Origin of the sequence: Bartonella sp. MR110HLJHH (assembly GCF_042194225.1) — a bacterium.
GTDB classification, from domain to species: domain Bacteria; phylum Pseudomonadota; class Alphaproteobacteria; order Rhizobiales; family Rhizobiaceae; genus Bartonella; species Bartonella grahamii.
The window spans coordinates 298337-315844 of sequence record NZ_JBHIMQ010000001.1; the positions used below are offsets into that span (position 1 = coordinate 298337).

A 17508-nucleotide genomic window follows, 5' to 3' on the forward strand; every position below is an offset into this window, starting at 1 on the left:
GAACTATATTTATGTAACAGAAAACCAAAAAGTGAAAAAATTGTAATAATGAGAATTTATTCGCACAAACGATAAAGAGCTTTGAAAAGTCTTGAAGATCTTTTGAAAAATGGATTGATACAAAACCTGCTGACAAACTACACTAGGTAAAAATATACAGAATCCACCGGCAAGCTACGATTAAAGACATTTTAATAATATCGCTTTATAAACTTTGGCGGAGAGAGAGGGATTTGAACCCCCGATAGAGTTGCCCCTATGCCGCATTTCGAGTGCGGTGCTTTCAACCACTCAGCCATCTCTCCATAATAAAGTGAAACAAAAATCGGCACTATTTGAGTGTATAAGGGGTAGATAACCTTCAATTGTTTTTGGTACAACCTTTTTTTCTTTTTTATGGGACTTTATTGACAGAGAATAGAAATTCCTTCATATATACGGAACATGAGCGTGGGGAAATCTGCGCATATTTGTGTTGAAGAAGGTTTTATCCTTCTTTAAAATCTATTACGACTGATAAAAAGCAGCCTATTTTCCCTTATTTCAAGGCAGAAATTAAATAAGAGCTGGAGTGAACGGAAGGATAAAAAATGTTCGCAGTCATTAAAACTGGTGGTAAGCAATACCGCATTGTTGCTAATCAAGTGGTGAAAGTTGAAAAAGTTAGTGGAAATGCGGGTGATGTTGTTGAATTCAATGACATATTGATGGTTGGGCAAGAAGGTAATGCGGTTATTGGTACCCCTGTCGTTGCTGATGCATTGGTGACAGCTGAGATTGTAGAACAGGCACGTGGGCGCAAGGTTATCGCATTTAAGAAGCGCCGTCGTCAAAATTCTAAACGCACGCGTGGTCATCGTCAAGAATTTACGAAGCTTCGTGTTTTAGAAATTTTAATGGGTGGTTCAAAAACTAAAAAAGCAGCTGCAAAGCCGATAAAAGAAGAGGCAACTGCACCAAAAGAAACAAAAGATACTGCTTCTGTTGAGAAGACGGCTAAAAAAACAGCTGAAAAAAAGACTGCGTCACAGAAGAAAGCGTCTGTAGCATCAAAGAGTAAGAAAGATTAAAGGAGAGCGTCTATGGCACATAAAAAAGCTGGTGGTTCCTCGCGTAATGGTCGCGATTCAGAATCGAAACGTCTAGGCGTTAAAAAATTTGGTGGTGAGACCGTTATTGCTGGAAATATTATTATTCGCCAGCGTGGTACACGTTGGCATCCTGGCAACAATGTCGGCATTGGAAAAGACCATACGCTTTTTGCATTATCAAATGGAAAGGTTTCTTTTCAACGCAAAGCGGGTGATCGTTCCTATGTTTCAGTCATTCCTATGGTGGAGGCAGCAGAGTAATCTGTAACACTCTCTAGCAATCAACGGGATTCCATTGAATTGTAGTTGTGGTTTTATAAGTATTAAAAGGGAAAGATAGAATTTCATCTTTCCCTTTTTGTTTTGGTACTATAATAAATGTAGAAGATGTACGAAAAAGGTGGAATTGGGGAAATGACTTTTCTCAATGAGGGGAGGAACTTGTGCGGTATTATGTTAGTATTTAGTACTGAACGTATTGATATTATGATAGAATTTGTTGATAAATTTCTGTATAATAATAGTAAGGAGAGACTTTCTTTTTATGCATGAAGAAGTGTTTAGTAATTTCTTTATAAGAGAAGCAGTTTGTTTTCAGGAAATTATGAGAAATTTAATGAAAGCATTATTTATGTAATCATTTTGATAAAGATGGATCTTTTTATTGGCATTGTAGTATTGATGAGTTGTCATACTGTTTTTAGGTGGTGGTGTGGATAGGTGGGGCTATTCATTTAAAAGGATATAGGGATAAAAAATCCATAAGATGGCAGTCAAAACTACTTTGAAAGTGACGTGCATTAAGGAGTTTTCGGTAAATCGAGAGTGAAATTATATTTTTAAGGAGGACGCTGTTTAAAGATATAAAAATAACCAATGTGCAATCAGCGCTCTTCAAGAATATTTTTTCTGATTTCATTATTATTGTATTGTACATTTTTGAAAATAAACAAGCATAAGAGCTAGGGTTAAGGCAATAACTGCTTTTCATTTTTTACTTTATTTATCTTATTTGTAGCGTTTTTCTTGATTTTAGTAGTTGATGATGGTGCTTGGGTGATGCTCGTACTTTGCAAATATGCGACAGAGAATATTGTGTGTTTGCGATATTGATTGAAGTAAAGGAGTATCTTAAAATACATAGATGTTATATATCAATAAGTTAGCATCATAGGATGAGCTGCACGGAATTTTAAAGATGATAAGTTGCATGGAGCAATTTATAATTATGTAATGAATTTATAAAGAGGGATAATAGGTTAAATAAACTTTGAGGAATCAGTTAAAATATTAACTGAAGTTACAGATGATTGGGAAGGATGCTTTCTTTTAGGGAGAATAATGAAAAGTTATGTTGAATAACTTGGGATAATGAGAGCGTTTTTAAAACATAGTTTTTTAGGTGATTGGTGCTGTAAAAATCGGGGTTTTGTCTTTGTAAAGTAAAAGAGTAAGAGGCAGACTTGCTTATGATGCTTTTAAGCACCTCGCTAGATGATAATATCCAATTGTATTATCGGTTATATTGAGGTATTTAAGCACCTCACTTAGCTACATTTCGTAAAATATAAAGAGAGCTGTGGTGGTATTTATAGCTTGTATTTTGGGAAATGCAGCTTTGAAAAGGAATTTATCAGAGATATTGGTGTTCAAATGTGAGGCAATTTGAATTCATGATAAGATGTGAGAAAGCAGAAGCAATGAATGTAGATTTTATCGAGAGTGAAATCTTGTCTATAAGATCTGTACAACTTGCAGCTACTTTTGATCATAAAAATGATGCAATTTATGCTGCTGCTGAATTGCTTGTGCAGGTTGGTGCGGTTGATAAGTGTTATCTGGCAAGCATGCTCGCATGTGAAGAAAAAACCAATACTTGGCTTGGAAACGGTATAGCCATTCCCCATGGTATGGCTGAAAATCGTGATTTAATTATCAAGGACGCTGTTGCTGTTATACAGGTTCCTGCTGGTGTTGAGTGGCAGGATGGCAAGAAAGCACATTTGGTTATTGCTATTGCAGCGTGTCCAGATCGCTATAGAGAAATTTGTAAAAAATTGACGTCTCTTTTATTTGATAAAAAACAGCTTGAAGTACTTGCAACAACTATGAACAAACAGCAAATTGTTACAACTTTGTTTGATCAAGATATGAAGATAGAAAAAACTTTTATTGGTGACCTTTCGGTGTGTCAGGAATGGACTTTAGATTATCCAAGTGGTCTTCATGCACGACCAGCTTCTCTTTGGGTTGATTTTGCGAAAAAGGCTCAAAATTCTATCAGAGTTCGTCATGGTCAATATGCCGTTGAAATGAAAAATTTGGTTGGTTTATTGCAATTAGGAGCAAAAAACGGTGATGTTCTGATTTTTTCTACAGATGCTGCAGAAGGAGCACAACTTCTCAATGATGCCATTGCTATTGCAAAAAAAGTGAGTATTAGTGAAAAATGCCTGATGAGAGCAATGGAATCTCAAACAAAGGCTTTTCATGGTTGGTATCCACGCTCTATGCAAAAAGGCATTTCTGGTGTTGGAGCAAGTTCAGGATTAGCATTTGGTAAGATTTTTGTTTTAAGGCAAAATGATATTTCCATAATAGACCAGCCAATTGATTTTGCAGCTGGTGCGGCATGTCTTGAAAATGCTCTTACAAAAACAAAACATAAAATGGCATCTGTGATTTCTGATATTACAGTGCGTATGGGAGCAGATTCTGCTGCGATTTTTTCTGCGCAAATGGTTTTGCTTGAAGATGAAAATTTAATAGCTCAAGCTTGTCGTTTTATAGCAGAAGGTCATGGTGTCGCTTGGTCTTGGGATAGAGCGGTTCGTCAATTTTCAGATATGTTTTTTAAGGTAGATAATCCTTTGTTAGCAGCACGTGCTGTTAATTTAGTTGATGTTGGTCGACGTGTTTTAGGTGAAATCAATCCATCCTATAGATCGTTCTTTTTAAATGATATTCCACATGGTGTAATTCTAGTTACAAATGACCTTTCTCCTTCTGATGTAGCACAACTTGATTGTACAAAGGTAAAAGGATTAGCAACAGCATGGGGAGGTCCATTATCTCATACAGCTATTTTGGCGCGTACTCTTGGTATTCCAATGGTTGTTGCTGCAGGTGGTGATATTTTAGCGATACAGTCTGATATTCAGGCTATTATTGATGGCGATAACGGGTTTATTTACCTTGATCCTACGCTTGAAGACGTTGAAGATGCTCAAAGGCATATTGATACTATTGTGCAAAAACGTGTCAGTGAAATAAGTGCGTGTAGATTACCAGCGCAAACAACAGATGGTCAAAGAATTCGTATCATGGCTAATGTCAACTACGCAAATCAGGTTCCTGTTGCGCTTGATTTGGGGGCTGAAGGTGTTGGACTCATGCGCACGGAATTTTTGTTTTTAGAGAATCCTCATATTCCGGATGAAGAGCTACAATTTAATATATATCGGGAGATGATTACAGCTGTAGGAGATAAGCCATTAATTATTCGTGCACTCGATATTGGTGGGGATAAACAGGTTACGCATTTACATTTATCTAAAGAGGACAATCCTTTTTTAGGTGTTCGAGGGACGCGGCTTTTGTTACGTCGACGTGATCTTTTGGTGCCTCAATTACGTGCTTTGTATCGAGCAGCAAAAGAAGGCGGAGATCTATGGATTGTGTTTCCGATGGTAATGTCTGTTTCAGAGATTGTTACTATAAAAAAGATTGCAGAAGAAATCCGCAATGATATTGATGCACCAAAATTAAAACTTGGTATTATGATCGAAGTTCCAGCAGCCGCCATTATGGCAGATGTGTTGAGCGCCCATGTTGATTTTTTCTCAATTGGAACCAATGACCTAACACAGTATACAATGGCTGTTGATCGGCAAAACCCGTACCTTGTGTCTGAAGCTGATAGCCTTGATCCAGCAGTTTTGCGTATGATTTATCAGACTATTCAGGGAGCTTCACAACATAAGTGTTGGGTTAGCGTATGTGGTGGTATGGCTGGAGATCCTTTTGGTTCAATGATTTTGACTGGGTTGGGAATTAATGAGCTTTCTATGATATCTTGCGATATTTCTCCAGTAAAGGCGTGTTTGCAGACTCATAGTTTTGAAGATATGAAAATTTTAGCACAAAAAGCATTACAATGTGAAACTGCACGAGCTGTACGTGCTCTAAGCAAGGATATAAGGTGATAAAGAACATTAAGGGGAACGAGCTAGTTCATTTTGCAGAGTAATCAGATCGTTAGTGCTATAAAACATTATTCTTTTATACGTTACAGGGAGGAGTAACGTGTGGATAAAAACACTTTAAGAAAGAATAAATGCCTTTTATGCATTCTCTCACATAGCAAGGGATGTTGCAACATTAGGGGATGAATAGCGTGATGGTACTTGGCTTGTACTTTTTATTTAAGGAAAGATGATGCTATTCAATAGATTTTATACCATTCATAGACACCGTATGAGATAGATGTGACAATCTTTTTATTCCCATTATTGTATTATACAAACCTATCCACGGAAAAAGTTTTTTCTTAAAAAGAAAGGATGTGCTTGTTATTCAACAGATATAAGCTCTTACTTTAATAAATGAATTTGTTTTTTGAACTTTGAATGTATAATTTAGGCTTGCACGTTATTTCTTTCTGGGTATAGTGCGAGACTTCTGGAGAGGTGGCCGAGTGGTTGAAGGCGCACGCCTGGAACGCGTGTATATGGGAAACCATATCGAGGGTTCGAATCCCTCTCTCTCCGCCATTAATTTAAAACGAATTTTCATATGCTTGATATGACATAGCTTAAAAAGCTCAGGATTTTTTTACTGTTTGCAATTGACCAGTTTGCGCTGATCTGTATCTGTCATTATGTATACCTAGAAATTGCAGTTGAATTTCCATGAATTTTATAACTTCTAAGTTACTCTCCTCTCGATCTTTAGATAACCTGATCTAGCATAAACGATCTCTTCAAATATCATTAAGGGATTTTTGCCATTATCACTAACTTCTGATAGAGTTTCAGAATTAATGGTGATCATAGTGCTATTTGCAATTCCGATTAACGGGCTAAATGCGTTTTATCCACATGAGAGGTAACGAACACCTCAGCTTTTCTCACGCAATGTGCTCATTTAAAATTAATGTCATGAATATTTGTACAAAATTTTTATCTATACGATAATCAAAAAAGGCTGACGTAATATAATAATTGAAGATCATTCATGCGGTGCTTTCTTTTATTTCTAAGCTTTGTATGTAAATAGATAGTCCGTGTAAAATAAATAAAGGGGCGCAAAAACCTATAAATATACACAGGACGTATAATGTAGAAAATGAAAAAAAATTTCCGGCATATAAAAGCACAATAGAGAATAAAGCTGTTATGATGCGCACACTGGCATCGCCTGCCAAAATCACCTCGGCTAAATTTTCACTAGGTGTGATAGCTTGTCCAATTGTTATTCCCGATACCCTAAAATAAAATTGCCCAATACCTAATAAAAAGCCCATAATATAAAGGGAATATTGAGTAAAATTTAAATATAAAACAAAAGAGATTGCGATCACTGCAAAAGCCGGTGTTCCCCATACAAAAAAACGAATTAAAAATGGAAATTTTCGTAAATAATAGGATGAGATAAGACCATTGACTACAAAACCCAGTGCTGACAAAGCAAAAATAGTATTTTGAATAGCTGTAAATTTTGTATTATCTGATGTTATAGATGCAAGAACAAGTGGCAATAGAACAATAGGCCCCGTATAGAGAAAATTATTCAAAATACGATTAATCGTTAAAAAACGCAACGCAGAAACCCGCCAAAGGCACCTAAAACCAACTCCATAAGCTTTTTGAGATGGCTTTTTTAATAGCTCTTTTACTCTGTTTATTTGTTGTATAGATTTTATACGAAACCATAGGCTGGCATTCAAAAGATAAATAAACACAATAAAGGCTATGGCTATTTTGTGCCCCAAATGCGCAATTATAAAATATATAAGCAATGGGGATATAATAACAAAAAACTGACAGCAACTAGTATAAAATGCAAAAATTCCAGCTTTTTGTTTGGGAGCTGGAACCAGCTGATTCAAGGCACTATTGTTATTTGGATTATCAGCCCCCATCAAGAGAGCAAGTAAAAAAAATACAAATAAAATAAGTGCCGGATTGTTTATAAATAATAAGAACGATAATAAACAAGCGCAAATAATTTGACTATAAAACCCAATTATAAAGCCTTGATAGCGCACCAACACATTTCCCAAACATAAGCCTGCAATTCCAATTGCGATTAAATTAACAACATTTAAAGTAGCAGATGCTTTTCCAGTTGTATCTTGGAATTGTAACAAAGAAAGGCCAATAGATAATACACCACTAGCACAAAAACTCGTCAAACAACCAATCAAAATCATAAGAAAAACAGAATTACGCAATAGCTTTCTCACTCTTAAACAGAGACTCGAGCCATTTTATGATTTTCTCCATTGTCGAAGATGGTTCGGTACTAAATTCCAGTTTTTCATAAAATTTTAGTTCAAATGCGTTATAGGGACTTATTTTTTGCAAGTCATCTGTCAGTATGGATTCTATACTTGATAACGTTGCGCCCATAGATTGAGACAAATAATAGGAAATTACTTTCCAATAATTTTCCAAGACATATTTCAAGTGACAACCATCTAAAATATATTTCGAACAATGGTGCAAAGGATAACAAATACAAATAGCATCCGTTTCGTGTACGGGACAAGAAGAAATATTAATATTTTTATCATTTCATAATATTATAAAAACTTTCAGTGAGCAGATCTTCTAAATTTAGTCTAGTCACAACAAGATTGGGTGCTAATTTTTGGGTAACATGAGACCAAACCAATCTTACTACTAAAGTTCCCAAAACCTTTAAGTCAGATTCTGGATAAGCTTTTTTTTAATTTCCCGCCCATATGGTTCTATGACATATAATAATCGGCTCATCTCGTCTGAATGAACAGGATGTAATTCTAAACCAATATTATCACAAAGGTTTGAGCTCTTGAATTGCTCGTATCCTAATCTGGTATTCTTAAATCATTATAGCAACTAAAGAGTTTTTAAGTATTCCAGCTTTTATTAAACTTTGTAATAATGTATTGGAATCTCTCCTTCACGGACTTCGACAATTATTTTCTCACCATTATAAGAACAAAAAAATTATCTTTGAATTTGCTTACTTTTAGAAAGAAAAATGAGCAACACTCTTCCTTAACTAAAAGAAACATGCTCTCTACTTTTTTCTTTATGATGATCAAAAACCTATACTGTTACAATTCGATCATCAATTATTAGGATAAATATTCTGCGTTTAGCCTAATAAACTGTTATGATCAATGTTTCTCTCTGTTCTAAAAATCAGCGCTTTTCTTCCTAGAGATACTCGTAATTGCTGTATAATCTTTCCCAAAAAGGCACTCCTTCAACATTGCTATTAACACGATCATTCTGAAAAGTTTTATACATACACACGGCATTATACGGAATGCTATGTATTTTTTTAACTTACTCAACTAACCAACATCTTTTTGATGGGCAAAATAAATCACGAAATTTGTGTGCTGTCACAATTCGAAAAACAATCATATATCTCCCTCTAATGATAGGCGATGTCATTAGAAGAAAGCCTTAACGATATCGGTAGAAAAAATTAACCAGAAAAAATTGCAGCACTGATGGAACCAATTTTATTTCACACCTTGTAATTCTATCTAAATTTTAATCATTTTTGTTAAAGATTCTTATGCAACTTTTTCTACGTTCAGCATTTTTTTTCCACTTGTTTGCAACAAAAGATTAATAGCTAAATTCACCTGTGTCATAATAGCTCTTCTTTTGGTAAAATAGGACATCTTCAATCTCGATATATAAATATTTTAATTCTTTAATATATTCTCTTCACATGCTTTAGATTAACAACACACCAAAACCCAAAATAAAAAATATTTATTTTACTTAAGTTATTGAATATTATTTAAAAAGTATGGAAATAGAGTGATGCAAGAGTTAAGAAATTATTTAAAAGTTCAAATCCACCTACATTAGAGCCATCACGTATGGTAATAGCAGTTGTCATTAGGTATACTAAGTATGCTTGATAACTTTTCTGCTTCATGCCTGTAGGGAGTTCCAGATAGAGATAATACCAGAATCCATCCGCGAATGCTCGACAATAAAGCTGTAAACAAAATTATTTCCTTGTTGTTTAATCCATTAAGCTTGATCAATTTTTAATATTTGTCTATATTTTCAATTAGTTACGCTGATGAATCTATGTTTTCTTTCCAATTATTGTATTTTATAAGAAATTGCTACGAATGATCCTCTCCAAAGCTGATAATTCATCATCACTGTGTCCCCAAATTGCTATAATAGCTGGGCAGGTATTTAAATCGACGGTTAGGGGGAGGGGCTCGTTTTCTTTAAAAAAGAGCATAAAATGAACCACATTTTCCCAAGAATGAAGCTTTTGCTGCCATAAGTTAACATCTTTTATAATATGACCGTCGATCTTGTTGATAAGAAAGATAATACGCCCCTTTTTCTTAAAGTGGCTTGGTTTTTGCGAAAACACTCTTGCAATAAGATTAACGGAGCTTTCAAGTAAATCATCTTCATAGCAATGTGCGAACAAGGTGGGTGCAATTCCTCCGTGGAGGCGGGCTCCTACTTCGATCATCACTGGACCACGAGCTGTTTGCATGATTTCCATATGCGCGGGTCCATATTCAATCCCCAGCGCGCGAATGCATTGTTTTGCATAAGAGATAAGAGGGGCATAAGAAGGATCTTGAGCATCAAGCACATCAAGCGATTCATAAACAAAAGCACTTCCATTATGAATACCTTTTTTATATCGTGATAAACTACATATTTTTATAGCCTCTCCCTTTACGACGGCGTCGACGATGTATTCCTCTCCCTCCAATCTTTCTTGGAGCAAATAAGCCTCGTTAGGTGCGCCAAAAATATTTTTTTGCGTCCAGTCGATTCGAGAGGACCATGCCGCCACTTCCTCACGGCTGGAGAAAAACAAAATGCCATCACTCCCAGCAGAATCATTTGGCTTTACCACATAGCCGCTATGACTTTCAAAATCATCGATAGCACAATCGCCTTTTGTAAGAATCTTCGACCGAATGTAAGATAAACCATTTTCACAAAGGCGCCTTTGCATTACTGCCTTTTTTCGTCGCCAATCGGTGGTTGAGGGATTATTCCCAGGGCAATTATAATAAGCCGCCAATTGATCTGCACAATAAATACCCCCTTCGGCGCCTGCCACCACGGCCTCTATCGCACCGATAGGAAAGCGTGTCTTGATCTCATCTACATTATGAAGTTTCGCTTCTGCCATGCCTTTTCCCTGATAAGAAAGCATATAGTGTGAAAAAGGAGCTTGTTGAGAGACAACACCATAACAAGTATAGCCTAATTTTTGCAAAGCAGGGCCATAGAGGGCACCCGTGGAGAAAGGGTCGACAATAAGAATGGATTTGCTCATGCTGTGGCCTGCCGCGATAAAAAGAAAAGGATATAAATAAAGATTATCATTCCTATAAGGGGTAGAAGATAAACAGCTGCTTGAGGGCCCATAAGGGCAGAGCTTGTAAGAAGACCAAGGATAACATAACCTGCCGATTGGGAGAGAGTATAAAGCATGCCGCTATAGCTTCCCACCAGCTCTGCTTGAGCTTCTGTTTTAGTCGCTTCAATCGTATGTTTTCGGGCATTAATTCGCATGGTATTCATTGAAAAGCCAATAAAAAAGCAAAAGACCACAGCCAAATAGGGCGATTGTGTGGTGCTAAAAATAAGATCAGCCACGCTCAACATAAGGGCTGGGAGAATAAATTCAAAGCGAGGGATTTTGATAAAAGCAGCCAAAAAAGCGCCCAAGCCCGCGACCGCACTGCAAAGCCCATAATATTCAGAGCCAAAATTTTTCACACTTTGAAAAAGAATGGTTGCCAGCGTATTATAAGCGCAAATATGAAAGCCAATAAGTCCTATGCAGACGCATAAAAGTTTAAGCTCTTGGGAGAGTCCATTCGCTTGCGGTGTAGGTACGGACTTCTTATCGGTTGCAAGTGCTGTGGTATCGGTAGCTTTATATTCATCGCAAAAGATGATATATCCGGCTATAAGGCTTATAATGATGTCAAACACACAAAGTGCCACAATCAAACCATTATAGCCAATTTCAGCCGCTGCTCCTTGAGGGCTGGTCGCTTCTAAGAGATAACCACTCAGTGCTGCTCCCAAAAAAGCGCCAATTTGCACAACTGTTTGCATAATGCGGGAAGCCTTTTGGGCGCTAATATAACCACCAAGTGCGAGTTTAGTATTATAAGTCTCGAGAGTGCTTAAGGTAATCAAAGAGAGATAGCCGATAGAGATAGAGACAGCGATAAAACCAAAGGGGGAATCGGCATAATGGAAAAGTGCAATCAATAAAAGAAGGCTATAGATAATGATCCGCCTTTTGTATAAATCGACCAACCTCAGGGAGGCTTTAATGCGCACAAGTCCGCTTTTTTTTAAAAGGTAAGGCGTAAGGGTGCCCAAAGCCATGGTTATGCCTAGGAAAATCGATGAGGATGTTATGCGATAAGCATTCCAAAGATTACTTAAGAATAGAACCATATCAGAAAGATATAGCAAGACAACAAGCCCATAAAACCGAAACATCAGTTGTTTGGGCACATCATCCCCCCATTTCGAAATCTCTTAAAAACACGCAGTATTATAAATCAGCACACATGTTTACGAATAATAAATACATATATACATGGCTGGGCATGTCAAGTTTTTTCAGTAGGAAAAATTGAACGCTGATGTTTATGCTAGTGATAGCTTATTTTCAGGAGAATGAGTAGGATGGAGGCTGGTATTTTTACTGCGTCTCTTGGCAGGTGGCTTGCCAATAAAGAACTATGTCCTAGAGATATATTTCGCGCTTTCAAGTTGATTTTGTTTATACTCAAGGTTGAGGTTTTGTTATTGACGGTTGTTAGATGTTGTTGTGACAATAAACTTCGTTATCTATCAGAAACATTTATGGCATTAGCGCTAAGGTGTGCGGTTGTATTAAAACCTTTATATGGTAGTCTTTTTCATAGAGAAGGTATTATTGGTTCAGTTTTAGGAGGCTTTGTCACGGCCGATTTGGGCGTCGTCGTTGTTTGAAGTCTTATTATAATATTCTTAGTTTCAGTTTATGAATATACCGAAAAATATAGTGAAACATTTGATTCAAACGCTTTTGCAAGGCATATTTCAATATCTCAGCGATGTTTTCTGAGAATTGCTCTGCTGCTTTTTGACGGAATCGGATATCGAATGCTTATAGCGTGGGCAGTGGTTTGAGAAAATATAGAGTTGATTTCGTTAGATTCCTGTGTAGCGCAATCTAGTATCAGCCCTTAGGGGCAATAATATACTTAGATCGAACTCATTTCTATACGCTTACACGACGTTATAGGAGTAATCCTCAGAAACTCTACTAGAATTCGTTAAAAAATGGCAGGTTATGTAGCGTGAACAAAAAATATATTTTTCAAAAATACTTAATCTCATTTTCAGTTGTCTAAAATATAATCTTATCTTAAAAATAAGTCTATATACCGCCATTTATCATAAAGTTAATAAGTTATACAAATGCGGGAGTATTGTGTTTTTCTGTTTAGAGACGAGTAAAAAAACATCTTATTAAACATTAAGAGATTTTAGACATAAAACAATTTAACTTATGGAGAGTATATAGACAAAATGTATCTTGATAAAAAAGTTTATAATTCCATGTGGTCTCCAAAGAAATTTTCCGGTTCTTTTATTGTCTTATGCGGGTTTGATGGGAGTGGAAAGACAACACAAACAAAAGAAATTGCTCACCATTATTCAACAGAAAAACATATAATACAAACTTTTCAACCCAGTTATTGGTATAGAAATAATCCAGAAATTAGAGATTACTTAGATAATGGAAAAGCAATTGATCCGTTGCTTTTAGCACTCTTATCAGCGACAGATAGACGCAAACATACGCTTGAAATTATTGAACCTTCCTTAATGTTATCGCAAAATTTATTAATTAGCGATCGATATGTTTATTCTAGTCTTGCTTATTTTTATGCTCGAGAGCTTTCTGTTGAAAGTGTAGTTAAATTAAATCAATCTATTCCAAGACCTCATATTACATTTTATCTTCATTTACCGCCCACTACTATACTGGAGCGGTTGCAGAAAAGGGATGGTTTAAACTTAAAATACGAAGAACAACTCTCTTTTATTGAAAAAGTTTATGAAGTATACGAAGTTTTATCAGAAATAGATGAGCGGTTTATAACAATTGATGGAACTGCTTCTGTTTCTTTAATTCATCATCAAATACGACGTCATATAGATGAAGTTTGTTTTTGATTATGAATAAAATCATTTATTAATCAATTTATCCACGATAAATCCTTCTTATGTATTCGTATTCTAAATCTGAAACTTTAGAGATATGATTGCAATAATTTAACTGCTCAGGAAAAATATCACGTTATATATTTTAATTGGAAAATTAACTGTAATGGGCTTGTTTTAAAAGATTTAGAGAAGGGGAGTAGAAAAGTTATCAATATTTATCGTGAGAATAATAGTATGTTTATTCTTTTAGAGACGAAGTGTGGTGATAGAATAACGACATGGAGGGATGTACTCGAGCATATTTTAGTGCATAAATGTTTTGTTTTCATAGAAGAATTAATCATACAACAGCACAAAGATTTTAAAAGCTTCAAAAAAGGAATTTTGCTTTCTTAAATTTAATGATCTAAAATGAAAACCGTAGGAATGCATGTTTTTAAACAGGATGTATCATGCATATCGACGGGTATTTATTTTAGAGGATAATTTATGTTCACTTCAAATTTGAAGGAACGCATTGCTTTATTTGAAAATAGAACTTTTCTCTATTTTACTTTGAGTGGCTTATTTGCTACATTTGGAAATGGACTAAATTATATTGCATTGTCGTGGCTTGCTTACAATCAGACGAGTTCAATCCGTGGTGTAGCGTTGATGATGCTTTTTCTTTGGACGCCTAGCATTATTTTTGCCCCTATTTTGGGCATATTGGCGGATAAATATAATCGTAAAACGCAAATTATTATTTCAAATCTTGTGAGAGGTTTGGTAATCGTTGGCTGGGTAATGCTATGGCATTTTGGTATAGAAATTGAATTGATGGTCTTATCTGCTCTTTTGGGTATTTTTATCTCTTTTTATATGCCATCAGCTATTTCTTTAATTCAAAGTATTGTGCTGAAGGAACAGCTCATCAATGCAAATGCGACTATCGATATGATTTATGAACTTGGCACTATCGCAGGTATGGGCTTAAGTGGATTGATACTGTCCTATGCAGGAACAAAAGGAACTCTTCTAATAGGTGGTATATTCTTTATTATTGCTGGTTTATTTAATTTTGCAATGAAGGTACCTAAAAACCGAAGATCTAAAAATCAAAACCAGCAAAATTGGTGGGAAAATTATACAGCAGCACTTCATTATTTTAAACAGAATCCGGCTCTTTTTGTACCTTATGTAAGCCAGATGATTATTATGACTCTTTTGATGACCATTCCTGTTATTCTCGTTCCTTATATACAAGAGGTTTTGCATGCGGATAGCAGGACCTTTGCAATATTTGAGGTGCTTTATTCTATGGGCGTATTGACAGGTGCGGTTTTTTCACCACTTCTTTGTAAAGTTTTATCCATAAGGAAAACATTAGCCATTTTATTAGCTTTTATGGCTATTGGTCTCGCTATTCTCTCTGTTAATACACACAATTTTGTTGTTTTTCCTGTTTACTTTATGATTGGATTTGGACTTTCGAGTTGGGCTCTTTCGATTTCTTTATCACAACTCTCTTGTGATCCTGAATACCAAGGAAGATTGCAGGCAAGTTTTAATGGTATCTCTGGATGCTTGATCCTCGCAGTCTATCTCATTATGGCACGCGATAACAGTAGCATATCACCTCAATCGATATATTTTTTTCAAAGCATTTTTGCACTTGTTGGAGTATTCATAGTGCTGTTTTATAAACATGAAAAACAATAAATTACATTTATAAGTGTGGTAATACACGCTATTTTATAAACATTTACGCTACAGCATATTTCATATTTTGCTTTTACAGGGAAGTGAGAAAATGTAAAAATTGGTGCTTAATGAATAAAGCATAAATTGATGTATGCTAGAGAATACTCTCTATTTTTTGATAACGACCCACAAGAATTGCTGCGTTTCTTTAATTCATCTCACTGTTGTTAAGAAGACGAAAACGCAACATTTTAAATCTTCTTGAAAGTTTTTTTGTTTAAGCGCAGTAGAAAGTAAAGCGATAAGGTAATATCTTATCATACGGGGAGAGTGTTGCATTATTTTTGTTTTTCAAAATCCATATGAAAAATTGTATCAATTTCATCTTCATTGGAATGGGTATTTCTACGACGATGTAAGGTTTGCACAATCTCTTTTTTTAAAACAGCATCTGTTTCACTTAAACGGTGAATACTGAGCTCCAATTCAAGAGATAACGCCAAATCCACGCACAATTTAAGCTCTTCTCCAATGTCGAAACCGTGTTGATAGTCGTCATAAAGACCAACCAATGTATCAGATAATTCTTTATCGCATAAAGAGGTCATGCTTAATTCCTCCGCGTTGCGGTTTCCCATACAGCTTTTTTAAGTATCACTCCACTATTATCACTTAGAATTGCCATGTATACGAACCTCATGGTTTTGTCAATTTTCTGCAAAATACGCGCTTTTAAATCAATGTCTATTAAAGACTGTATTACTTCAAGATTTTGAAGCGCCAATTGTAAATATGGATGGTAATGTGTTTACTATAGAACTTATAGCATTTAAAATACATTGCTAAAAGGCTTTTAATATGCATAGAGGAGGAGCATTCTGACGATAAACCAAACACCCTGAAATCTCTATTGCCAATTACAGCTAACTTAGCACCATTAATATATAAAATAAGCAAATATGGTTTGTAAACGTCTAACTTTTTAATAACGAGTGATGATCTCATTTTTTGTAGAATACCAATTATTTTACCTGTTTTATATTGATTTTTAGACATTGATAAACTTTTTACCTTATGTTGTAATGTAAAAACTTTGGGAAGTGTATTTATAGATTCTTGCAAAGAGGTTTAAGCAGGTTTACTAGGCTGTTGAGTGAGAGAACCTGTGTTGGGCTTTTTGCTTCTGAAAAATATGACTGTGACTTTTGAGAAAGCAGTTGGCAAGAATTTGCTTGGCGTGCAAACTGATAGAGTTGGCAGTGGCGCATTTAGCTTTTTCATTAGGCTGTGTCCAAATGTTTTTGACTCTGGAAAATAGCCTCTGATAGGCTTGAGTTCTTCCAAGGTTATATTACAGTGGCGCAGTTCAGTAAAATACCACGGCGATTGCATTTTTTGTGTAATTGTCATAATTTTCGCTCCTGCTTAAACGGATACTGTAACATCCATTTTTGTGGGGTTATGTATGTAGATCTTTGCCTAACATAAGGGGCAGTAACAAGAGGTATAATACAAATATTGAATTAAGTCAATGCAATATTTGTATTATTGTATAATTTGGCAAAAAAAGAGATTGAACCCAAAACAGAACAAGCAAAGCGATTACGTTTGATACGAGAAAGTTTGCTATTTAGTAGACACCAAATAGCAATCCGTTTAGGTATTAATAAAGCCATTTATGATCACGCTGAAAGAGGCACGACCTTTCCCAATGTAGAATTTTTGGCTGTTTTATCACAGAAATTAAAAGTCAATTTAAACTGGCTTGTAACGGGCAATGGCGAGATGTTTTCAGATATGGCAAAGGCGAAAGCAGCTGGTTTTAAACCACAAGCGATTCCTGCTGGGCTGATGAAAAAGCTTGGACATTTGGTTTATACGACCTATCATGATGCAAAAATAGATCTTTCTCCTGAAGATGTTGCGGAATTAGCAGCAGAGCTTTATGGAAAATTGCAAGAGCTTATTCAAAACCTCAATGATATGGAAGAAGTCGAAGCCACTTTGCCACTTTTAAAATTGCATTTAAAGCGTAAAATCGAAACTGAAAAGCACATCTAGAAACGTCATAAGATACGAATGAACAGCCTTTTTAAAAAATAAAACTTTTTTGATTTTTTACGGTATAAACAGGTTTTAAATAAGAAAATCTCACGATTTTTTTTGGTCTCTTATTCAACATGAAATCTCTTATTCAACATGAAATAATGATAAATTACCGTTATAAATTAATGTATTGCTCTAATAAAGATAAAACTGCTTATAAA

Annotated in this window: 12 protein-coding genes and 2 tRNA genes; 8 read left to right on the top strand and 6 right to left on the bottom strand. The window is 35.4% G+C overall.

From position 1 onward, the window contains the following. Positions 1-215: 215 nt before the first annotated feature. A tRNA-Ser gene (locus ACFIKB_RS01155) sits at positions 216-305 on the bottom strand. A 285-nt stretch (positions 306-590) separates the two neighbouring features. On the opposite strand from ACFIKB_RS01155, the gene rplU reads away from it, so the two are divergent. The 4 genes from rplU to ACFIKB_RS01175 all read left to right on the top strand — a co-directional run bounded on the left by rplU (position 591) and on the right by ACFIKB_RS01175 (position 5863). Further along, positions 591-1070: a 50S ribosomal protein L21 gene (gene rplU, locus ACFIKB_RS01160; RefSeq protein WP_375635449.1), complete on the top strand. Its 480-nt coding sequence runs from the start codon at positions 591-593 to the stop codon at positions 1068-1070. Positions 1071-1082: 12 nt separating this feature from the next. Continuing rightward, positions 1083-1352, top strand: coding sequence for a 50S ribosomal protein L27 (gene rpmA, locus ACFIKB_RS01165; RefSeq protein ID WP_273787451.1), 270 nt, complete (start codon positions 1083-1085; stop codon positions 1350-1352). Positions 1353-2764: 1412 nt separating this feature from the next. Further along, the gene (ptsP, locus tag ACFIKB_RS01170; RefSeq protein WP_375635450.1) at positions 2765-5296 is read left to right on the top strand and encodes a phosphoenolpyruvate--protein phosphotransferase; all 2532 of its coding nucleotides are present in this window, start codon (positions 2765-2767) and stop codon (positions 5294-5296) included. A 477-nt stretch (positions 5297-5773) separates the two neighbouring features. Next, positions 5774-5863 (top strand) — tRNA-Ser (locus ACFIKB_RS01175). A gap of 461 nt (positions 5864-6324) precedes the next feature. Here ACFIKB_RS01175 and ACFIKB_RS01180 read toward each other — a convergent pair. From ACFIKB_RS01180 to ACFIKB_RS01190, 3 genes are all read right to left on the bottom strand, one after another. Next, positions 6325-7545 (bottom strand): MFS transporter, encoded by a 1221-nt coding sequence (locus tag ACFIKB_RS01180; RefSeq protein ID WP_375652600.1) that lies wholly within the window; start codon positions 7543-7545, stop codon positions 6325-6327. Positions 7546-9443: 1898 nt separating this feature from the next. Next, positions 9444-10649 carry an ATP-grasp domain-containing protein gene (locus tag ACFIKB_RS01185; protein WP_375652601.1) on the bottom strand — a complete coding sequence of 402 codons (1206 nt, stop codon included), beginning with the start codon at positions 10647-10649 and terminating at the stop codon, positions 9444-9446. After that, on the bottom strand, positions 10646-11836 hold the full coding sequence (locus ACFIKB_RS01190; protein WP_375652672.1) for a hypothetical protein: 1191 nt from the start codon (positions 11834-11836) through the stop codon (positions 10646-10648). Before ACFIKB_RS01190 ends, ACFIKB_RS01185 begins: the two co-directional genes overlap by 4 nt. Positions 11837-12016: 180 nt before the next feature. Between ACFIKB_RS01190 and ACFIKB_RS01195 the strand changes: the two genes are divergently transcribed. The 3 genes from ACFIKB_RS01195 (at position 12017) to ACFIKB_RS01205 (ending at position 15259) form a co-directional block, all read left to right on the top strand. Next, positions 12017-12334, top strand: a complete 318-nt coding sequence (locus ACFIKB_RS01195) for a hypothetical protein (RefSeq protein ID WP_375635453.1) — start codon at positions 12017-12019, stop codon at positions 12332-12334. Between the two features lie 582 nt (positions 12335-12916). Continuing rightward, positions 12917-13567, top strand: a complete 651-nt coding sequence (gene tmk / locus ACFIKB_RS01200) for a dTMP kinase (protein ID WP_375646996.1) — start codon at positions 12917-12919, stop codon at positions 13565-13567. A 480-nt stretch (positions 13568-14047) separates the two neighbouring features. Further along, the gene (locus ACFIKB_RS01205; protein ID WP_375635455.1) at positions 14048-15259 is read left to right on the top strand and encodes an MFS transporter; all 1212 of its coding nucleotides are present in this window, start codon (positions 14048-14050) and stop codon (positions 15257-15259) included. 320 nt (positions 15260-15579) lie between these two features. On the opposite strand, the gene ACFIKB_RS01210 is transcribed toward ACFIKB_RS01205, so the two are convergent. Both ACFIKB_RS01210 and ACFIKB_RS01215 read right to left on the bottom strand, forming a co-directional pair. Then, the gene (locus ACFIKB_RS01210; protein WP_375635456.1) at positions 15580-15849 is read right to left on the bottom strand and encodes a hypothetical protein; all 270 of its coding nucleotides are present in this window, start codon (positions 15847-15849) and stop codon (positions 15580-15582) included. Positions 15850-16369: 520 nt separating this feature from the next. Continuing rightward, on the bottom strand, positions 16370-16651 hold the full coding sequence (locus tag ACFIKB_RS01215; RefSeq protein ID WP_375652603.1) for a hypothetical protein: 282 nt from the start codon (positions 16649-16651) through the stop codon (positions 16370-16372). Positions 16652-16798: 147 nt separating this feature from the next. On the opposite strand from ACFIKB_RS01215, the gene ACFIKB_RS01220 reads away from it, so the two are divergent. Beyond that, a complete protein-coding gene (locus ACFIKB_RS01220; RefSeq protein ID WP_375652604.1) occupies positions 16799-17302 on the top strand; it encodes a helix-turn-helix transcriptional regulator in 504 nt (167 codons plus the stop codon). Positions 17303-17508 lie beyond the last annotated feature (206 nt).